The organism is Symbiobacterium sp. (assembly GCF_040797425.1).
GTDB lineage: Bacteria > Bacillota > Sulfobacillia > Symbiobacteriales > Symbiobacteriaceae > Symbiobacterium.
Window position 1 is genome coordinate 22,367 of sequence record NZ_JBFNEH010000045.1, and the last position, 7,555, is coordinate 29,921.

General features: G+C 72.6%; 6 protein-coding genes. 1 reads left to right on the forward strand and 5 read right to left on the reverse strand.

Annotation, left to right across the window (positions count from 1 at the left end):
• Positions 1-83: 83 nt before the first annotated feature.
• The 5 genes from AB2385_RS13350 to AB2385_RS13370 all read right to left on the reverse strand — a co-directional run bounded on the left by AB2385_RS13350 (position 84) and on the right by AB2385_RS13370 (position 6,678).
• A complete protein-coding gene (locus tag AB2385_RS13350; RefSeq protein ID WP_367655512.1) occupies positions 84-2,417 on the reverse strand; it encodes a glycosyltransferase in 2,334 nt (777 codons plus the stop codon).
• Positions 2,418-2,421: 4 nt separating this feature from the next.
• Complete coding sequence (locus AB2385_RS13355) at positions 2,422-3,540, reverse strand: glycosyltransferase (RefSeq protein ID WP_367655513.1); 1,119 nt, start codon at positions 3,538-3,540, stop codon at positions 2,422-2,424.
• Positions 3,528-4,643 (reverse strand): mannose-1-phosphate guanylyltransferase, encoded by a 1,116-nt coding sequence (locus tag AB2385_RS13360; RefSeq protein ID WP_367655514.1) that lies wholly within the window; start codon positions 4,641-4,643, stop codon positions 3,528-3,530. Before AB2385_RS13360 ends, AB2385_RS13355 begins: the two co-directional genes overlap by 13 nt.
• Positions 4,640-6,076, reverse strand: a complete 1,437-nt coding sequence (locus AB2385_RS13365; RefSeq protein ID WP_367655515.1) for a glycosyltransferase — start codon at positions 6,074-6,076, stop codon at positions 4,640-4,642. The genes AB2385_RS13360 and AB2385_RS13365 overlap by 4 nt, the downstream gene beginning before the upstream one ends.
• A gap of 83 nt (positions 6,077-6,159) precedes the next feature.
• Positions 6,160-6,678 carry a hypothetical protein gene (locus tag AB2385_RS13370; RefSeq protein WP_367655516.1) on the reverse strand — a complete coding sequence of 173 codons (519 nt, stop codon included), beginning with the start codon at positions 6,676-6,678 and terminating at the stop codon, positions 6,160-6,162.
• A 148-nt stretch (positions 6,679-6,826) separates the two neighbouring features.
• Between AB2385_RS13370 and AB2385_RS13375 the strand changes: the two genes are divergently transcribed.
• Positions 6,827-7,531, forward strand: a complete 705-nt coding sequence (locus tag AB2385_RS13375; RefSeq protein ID WP_367655517.1) for a DUF3794 domain-containing protein — start codon at positions 6,827-6,829, stop codon at positions 7,529-7,531.
• Positions 7,532-7,555 lie beyond the last annotated feature (24 nt).

Genomic DNA, 7,555 nt, shown 5'->3' on the forward strand with positions numbered 1-7,555 from the left:
GCCGGGGGAACCGGACCCTGCTCCGGGGGCCAGCGCGACAGCAAGGCCCCGGTGCCCGCACAGGCGGACTTCCGGGGCCGTAGCTATCGCTGGACCAGTTCCTGCAGGCGCGCCGCCGCCGCCTGCGCGGCGTGCGCCCACGTGAAGTGCCCGTGCACGTGCTCGGCCGCCCGGCGGCCCATCTCCCAGAGTTCCTCCCGGTGCGCGAAGGCCCAGCGCATCGCCCGGCGCAGGTCCGGAAGGCTCACCTGGCAGGCCCGGCCTGGGCCCGCCAGCGCAAACCCGCCAACGGAGCGGCCCAGGTGAACCTCCTGGGCCGGGACCAGGAGACAGGCGCCCTCCGGCGCGTAGTCCAGGGCGGGGCCCGCCGCCGGGAGGATGGCCGTCGTGCCGCAGGCCATCGCCTCCACAGCCGGCAGGCAGAACCCCTCGGCCCGGTACGGGGCCACCAACACGTCGGCCTGCCGGTAGAGCCCGGCCAGGGCCGAGTCGTCCAGCTGCTGCGTGATCAGGCGCACGCGGCGCCGGCATCCGGCCGTGGCCTCGGCCGCCTCCCGGACCCTGCCGGCGCCGCTGGCGGTGCGGTAGAAGCTCTCCGACCCGAAATCCTTGACCACCAGCTCGGCGGGTTCGTCCGGCCCGAACTCGGCCAGGAAAGCGTCCAGCGCCAGGTCGTACCCCTTGCGGCCGATGGTGCCGCCCACGTAGAGGAACTGGAACGGCTCCCCCGCAGCGTCCGGCCGCTCCCCGGGGCGGAACACCTCGGGATCGACGCCGCAGGGGATCACGTGCACCCGGTCGGGGTCCACCCCGGAGTCGACCACCCCCCGGCGGACCCAGTGGGAGTAGACCCAAACCTCCTCCGCCGCGGCGATGCCCGGCAGCCAGTCCACCGGGACGGGCCCGAACTCCCAGGGCACGATCACCACCAGCCGGCCCGCGGGCGGCGGCCCGAACTTGGGCGGCCAGTGGTGGCGCACCCAGATCGCCGTCCGGGCCGGGCGGTGCCAGAGGCGGTCGGCCAGCGCCCGGAAGCGCCCCTGTGCGTCGGGCCGGTAGCCGTCAGGCTCCGTGGGCAGCCCGCCCACGTCCCAGCGCAGGGCCAGCAGGTGCGCGGCCAGCTCCCGGTTGACCCGCCCGAGGCTGGAGTGCGTAAACAGCGGCCCCTCCCACACGATGCCCGGAGGGCTCGCCTTGGGGGAGCCGCGTCCTGCGCTCCCCGACCCCTTCTTCGCCTGGCCGGCCCCCTTTGACCGGCGGTCGCCCCGTCCCTCCACGGCCCGGCGCAGCTCCGCCGGCAGCCGCACGTCGGGGCGGGAGGCCAGGATGGGCGCAGCCTTTGCGGGATCGGAGCTGCGGGCGAATGCAGCGGCCACCAGCTCCACCGCCGCACGGGGTCTGCCGATCCAGAAGTACTGGAGCTCCATCCGGCTGAGCACGTCCGCGTGGATCCGGAGCCGGGCCAGCTCCCGGAGCGGCGGCAGGTAATCGGGCCCCTGGCGGAGCGCCATCGCCCATGCGGACACCGCCCCGTTGATGTCGCCGGTCCGGGCGAGGGCGCGGCCCAGGAACGTCCAGGCCCGGTAGGTGGTCGCACCGCCACCGGCGATCAGCCCGTCCGGCGGGGCCTCCTCCCGCTCGGTCAGCACCCGCCGGAGCCGGTCCGCGGCCTTCTCCAGGTCGCCCCGGAAGTACGGGATCAAGGCCCACAGGAGTCGCAGTTCGCCGTAGTCCGTGAAGGACCCGGCCCTCCTCAGCCACTCGTCCTGCCACGGGCGCTCGCCGAGGGAGAGCGCGGCGGCCAGGCCGTTTCGTACCACCAAAGCGGTCAGGCCCTGGTTCTTGCCGTATACCTGGTGGTAGATGTGGTCCAGCATCTGCAGGCCCTGGCGGCGGTCCCCCGTCGTCAGGGCCTGCAGCGCCCGGTAGAGCACCGCCCACGCCCGGTCGTCCCGGTCCGCCGGCACGTCGGCCGCCGGCGGGCGCTCGCTCTCGATGGGCACCGGGAAGAACGCCCGCCCGCCGGGCACGGCGGCGATCCAGCGGGGCTCCAGGCTGAGGAGGGTGAGCCCCTCCTTGCCCAGCGGGTAGTGCACGGGCACCAGCGCCGGCAGCGGCATCCGCACGGCCGCCGCCCGCAGGACCGTCGGTTGAAAGCCCACCAGGGGCGTTTCCCCCGGGCGGAGCCAGAGGCCCAGATCGTACCCTGCCAGATGCCGGGCCCCGTCCGGCCCGGCCAGCGCCCGCCCGGTGACTCCGGCCGCGGCGCGCAGCACGCCGTCGACGCCGGGCACCGGCAGGTGGAGCACGGGCTCCAGCCCCTCCTCCCCGCGCCCCGAGAGCAGGATGAGGGCGACCCTCCGCACGTCCAGCGGGAGGGCCTCCCGGCCAGGGGCGCGCTGCACCCAGATCGCCATGGCGCTACCTCCCCCCGTCCCTGAGGATGCGCAGGCGGTCGGCCAGGCCGGCCGCGATCCGCTCCGCGTCCCACTCCGCCTCCACCAGCCGCCGCGCGGCGGCGCCCACCGCCCGCGCCTCCTCCCTGTGCGTGAAGACATGGCGCATGACCCGCCGGAGCGCCTCCCCGTCCGGCTCCGCCCAGCGGAGGCCGCGGAAGGTGTGCAGGTCGCCGTCCGGCGCCGTGACCATCCCGGCCACCGGAACGGGGTACGCCACCCCCTCCAGCAGGAAGTCGGCCTGGCCTCCCCAGGCGGTGCCGATCACGGGCAGGCCGCAGGCCATCGCCTCCAGGAAGGGGCGCCCGTACCCCTCCCCGCGGGTGGGCAGAACGAAGGCGTCCACGGCCGCGTAGAGCCGCGCCATCTCGCCGTCCGTCAGGGGAAAGTCGAGCAGCACGATCTCCGGCACGTCCGCGAGCTCGCGCCCGAGCACGTGCCGGATGTAGTGGAGGATCTCACCGGCCACTTCCGGCCGCCGATCCAGCGGGTCGACCTTGAGGTAGAGCGTGACGGGCTCCCCGGCGGCGAACTCCTCGCAGTAGGCGCGCAGCAGGTGATCCCAGCCCTTGCGCCACTGCCACGCGAAGACGGAGAGGAAGGCGAAGCCCCGGTGGCGGGCCAGCGGAAGCGGGCTCGCGCCGGGGCTGAACAGGCGCACGTCCACCCCGCCCGGCACCAGCCGCACCTTCTCCGGGCGCACACCGGAGGCGACGAAGGCCTCCACGTTCTGGTGCGAGGGCAGCCACACCTCGTCGAACAGGTTGCACTGCGCCGCCCATTCGGGCCGGATGCGCTCGGTCTCGTACATCGTGCGTAGCACGGCCCGGGCGGCGGGTGGCCGCCCCTTGACCCAGGGAATGGGGTTGGCCTGAATCCAGAGGGCCTCCGCCGGGTTCACGGGCGTGTGGAGCAGCGGGAGCAGGTCCGCATGGGCCGCCGCCTCCTCCCCCTGTGGCACCGGGTCCATGGGGTCCATTTTCACGGCGACGCCCGCCTGCACCAGCGCCCGGACGAAGGTGCGGGACTCGGTGGCGTAGCCGCTGCCGTTGAAGAAGACCGACTCGTAGATCACGCCGGGCACGGGGGTCCACCTCGCCGGTCCTCCGCGTCACCGCGGCTGAAGAGCGCGTCGGCGAAGGCGGCGCCGATGCGCGCGACCTGCCGCACCTCCTGGGCCTTCTCCCGCGCACACACGAGCAGCACCTTGGGGGTGTCCACCACGATCAGGTCGGAGACCCCCAGCAGCACCACCAACCGGTCGCCGCCGTGCACCACCACCCGCCGCGAGTCTTGCAGAAGCACCTCGCCGATCACCGCGTTGCCGTTCTCGTCCAGCGGCAGCAGGCGGCTGAGGGCGGCCCAGTCGCCCACGTCGTTCCAGCCGAAATGGCCCGGCACCACGGCCACCCGGTCGGAGCGCTCCAGTACCCCCTTGTCGATGGAGGTTCCGGGAAGCCCGGCGAACTGGCCGGCCAGGCCGGGCAGAGGCGGCGCCGCCCACGGCAGTCGCTCCAGCACGGCGTGCAGTTCGGGCATGTGGCGGCCGATCTCCTCGTCCAGCACGCCGGCCCTGGCGACGAGAATGCCGCTGTTCCAGGCGTACTCGCCGGATTGCAGATACTGCTCGGCGGTGGCCCGCTCGGGCTTCTCGGTGAAGCGGTCGACGCGGAAGGCCGGCACGGCCGTGGGGAGTTCCAGCGGGGCCCCGCGCCGGATGTAGCCGTAGCCCGTCTCCGGTCGGGTGGGCGGGATCCCGATCGTGACCAGGTACCCGTGCCTGGCCACCTCCACGGCGGCCTGCACCGTCACCCGGAAGCGGGCCGGCCCGGTGATGTGGTGGTCAGAGGGCATCGCCACGAGGATCGCGTCCGGTCCGAGCCGCCGGGCCGCCAGGCCCAGGGCGGCGGCGGTGTTGCGCGCGCACGGCTCCAGGATCAGGTTGGCCTCCGGCAGCGCCGGCAGTTCCTGCCGCACCAGGTCCGCGTACCGCTCCTGGGTGACCACGTAGATCGACTCCGGCCCCGTGAGTGCAGCCGCCCTGGCAAAGGTGGCCCGGATCAGCGACTCCTTCCCGTCCACCTGCAGGAACTGTTTGGGCAGGGCCTCGGTCGACCGGGGCCAGAAGCGCTCCCCCCTGCCACCGGCCAGCAGCACCACCCGCACATCGTGCCACGGGTGCGTCACGCCTCCTCACCTCCGGTGGCCGGCGCTTCCTGCGCCTCCAGTTCCGCCCGCAGGCGCTGAACCTGCGGAGCCAGGGGACTGCCGGTCCAGTCCAGCCGGCAGATCGCCAGCGCGCCCTCGCGGTCACCGGCCCCCGACAGGCCCCTGGCCAGGACGAAGAGCCCGGCCCTGTCAAGCCTCCCTGCCTGCCGGAAAGGCTCCAGCAGCCGGACGGCCAGGCCCGGGCGCCGCGCGTGCAGGAGCAACGTGGCCACCTGAACCTGGTCGGCGTACTGCCAGCCGGGGAAGAACGCCCGCAGCTCTATGAGCAGCTCCTCATCCCCGGCCGTGCGGCCCAGCAGGGCGGCCAGCCGCTTCAGCGGCTCGTGCCAGCCCGGGCGCATCTGCGCCGCCCGCCGGTAGGCCTCCCGGGCCTCCGCGTGGCGCCCCAGGGCCTCGAGGGCCGCGCCCAACTCCAGCTGCGCCTTGTAGGTGCCGGTGCCCGGGTCCGTCGAGGCGTAGCGCAGCGCGGGGGCGGAACCCAGTTCGAGGCAGCGTGCGAAGGCGGCAGCGGCCTCCTCGGCCTGCCCGGCCCGGGCCCGGGCCACGCCCTTGAGGAAGTGCAGGTCGGTGTAGTCGGGATAGCGGGCGATCTCTTCGTCCAGCAGGCGGAAGAGCGACGGCCACTCCTCCCGCTCCAGCAGCGTGGCGGCATATGCCTTCACCAGCTTCGGGCGCCAGACGTCGCCGGGCCGGGCCCGGGCCAGCGCCGCGCCGAAGCACGCCGCGGCCTCCTCCAGCAGCCCCTGGTCGTAGTACTCGATGCCCAGGTTGAAGTGGGCGAAGCCGTCCTGCGGGCTGCGGGCGATCATCTTCTCCAGCAGGCGCCGGTTCCGCTCGAACTTGCGCCGGGCGGCGCGCACCTCCCGCAGGTAGCCGTAGTGGACGACCTGCAGCCCACTGTGGGCCGTCTTGCTCCCAGGACGCCTGGCCAGGATCGTGGGGAGGATCTGCTCGTGAACCTCCCCGGCGAACCGGTACTCCGGGCGATTCCGCCAGAGCCGGAAGAGCGCGCTCTCCTCCACCTCCGGCTGCGTGGCGGAGCCAACCAGGTGGCGCATCTGGACGAAGTAACCCTCCACCTCGGGGTCGTCCAGCAGCGCCGGAAGGCCCGCGGCCGACCCCGGAACCAGGATCTCGTCGGCGTCCAGCATGAGGATCCAGGCGCCCGTCGCCCGCTCCAGTGCGGCGTTGCGCGCCGCGCTGAAGTCGTCGGGCCACGGCATCTCAAACACCGTCGCGCCGAAGCGGCGGGCGACGGCCACGGTGCCGTCCTGCGATCCTGTATCCACCACCACGATCTCGTCGACGATGCCGCGCACGCTCTCCAGGCAGCGGGGGAGGAACTTCTCCTCATCGCGCACGATCATGCATAGACTCAGACGCGCAGGCATGTGTATCGCACCCCTGTGGTGGAGTCCCGGCCTCACGGGCCGCTCCCTGCCACCCTATGCAGGGCCGGCGCCAGAGGTGGCGCTCAGGGCGAGCGCCGCCCGCTGATCCGGACCCGTACCCTGTGCGTGGCCGTCTCGCCACTCCCCTGATAAGTAGTGGCCGTCGCCCTCACCATCGGCGGGCGCCCGGGCCTGACCGGGCGACTCCGCTCAAGAGGGGCGCCGCGCTCAGCCGCTGGCTCCTGCGCCCCCGGTGCGGCAGCCTGCCCCTCGACGGCGGGGGCCCCGGCCGAAACCGCCGGATCGGCCGGCGGCTCCTCGCCGTCCGGCGCCCCGGGCGCTTCCTTGCCTCCTCCCTCCGCCGGTTCATGTGCGCCCGTCGCTCTCCTCCGCATCAGCGACAGGAGCACCGCCATGGCCGGCGGCGGGTGGGGCTGGGAAGAGAGCGATGGGCTGCTTCTCAGGTGCAGGAGCACGGCCGCAGTGCAGAGGAGGGTGCCCGCGATCAGCAGCGCGACGGGAACCGGGAGCATGAGGAGCCCCCACAGCATCAGGATCCCCCCCGTCACGCCCAGGGCGAGAACCGCCCATCGCACGTACATGGCGTCACCTCCACGTGACCATTCCCTCCGCGCAAAGCACTCGTACCAACAGTCCCTCTATTATACAAAGTGGCACGGCCCCGTGGTGTCATCCGGACACGGAGCCCGTATTATGTAACACGACCCACTGAGGAGGGAAAAGGCGTCCATGTCCGGTGACCACAACACGGATCCGCAGTACCTGATCAGGCCGCAACCCGATTCGGTCCCGATTGCAGCGCCCATCGTCTCGGGACAGGGCGAGACCGAGGTTCTGGAGCGCATCGTTCTTGATCTGGCCGAGCTCGCTGCGGCAGGTGCCGGAGCAGGGATCCTGACGTCGGATACCCTGGTGGCTCTGGAAGTCGTCGCACTGTCGAAGCGCATCTCCATCACCGAGTGCGAGGTGTTTACCAACAAGGTTCTGATCAACGGCGTACTGCATAAGGACCTCCTCTTCAAGTTCGCCGCCATCACACAACCCCTCGCTACCGATCTCAGCCTCACGGGGAGCGACTGCACCTTCATCCTGGCCGAGACGCTGGACCTGGTCATCGACTGCCCGTTCGGCGCGTGCGTCCCCGTACCCGGTGCGTGCCCGGGCGACACCTGCCTGGTGCAGAATGCCTGCGTGGAGGCCGAGAAGGAGCTGCTGATCGACACCGACGGCGACGGCGTCCCCGACCAGTTCGAGGAGAAGGTGTGCATCCTGCTGCAGGTCCAGACGATCCGGAACCAGGCGGTGACCATCACACCGGCCACCATCATCCCTGGCCCCGTGGTCCCCACCTGCCCGCCCAACCCCTGCCCGAGCCAGGTCGGGTTGCCCAGCAGCGTCTTCATCACCCGGCAGCCGGGGGTATTCCGGGGTTAACCAACGTGGCCCGACACCCAGCGG

Bases quoted from the DNA above. Each gene is read 5' to 3' on its own strand.
- AB2385_RS13375 (WP_367655517.1), top strand. From the start codon at position 6,827: ATGTCCGGTGACCACAACACGGATCCGCAGTACCTGATCAGGCCGCAA.
- AB2385_RS13365 (WP_367655515.1), bottom strand. From the start codon at position 6,076: ATGCCTGCGCGTCTGAGTCTATGCATGATCGTGCGCGATGAGGAGAAG.
- AB2385_RS13370 (WP_367655516.1), bottom strand. From the start codon at position 6,678: ATGTACGTGCGATGGGCGGTTCTCGCCCTGGGCGTGACGGGGGGGATC.
- AB2385_RS13350 (WP_367655512.1), bottom strand. From the start codon at position 2,417: ATGGCGATCTGGGTGCAGCGCGCCCCTGGCCGGGAGGCCCTCCCGCTG.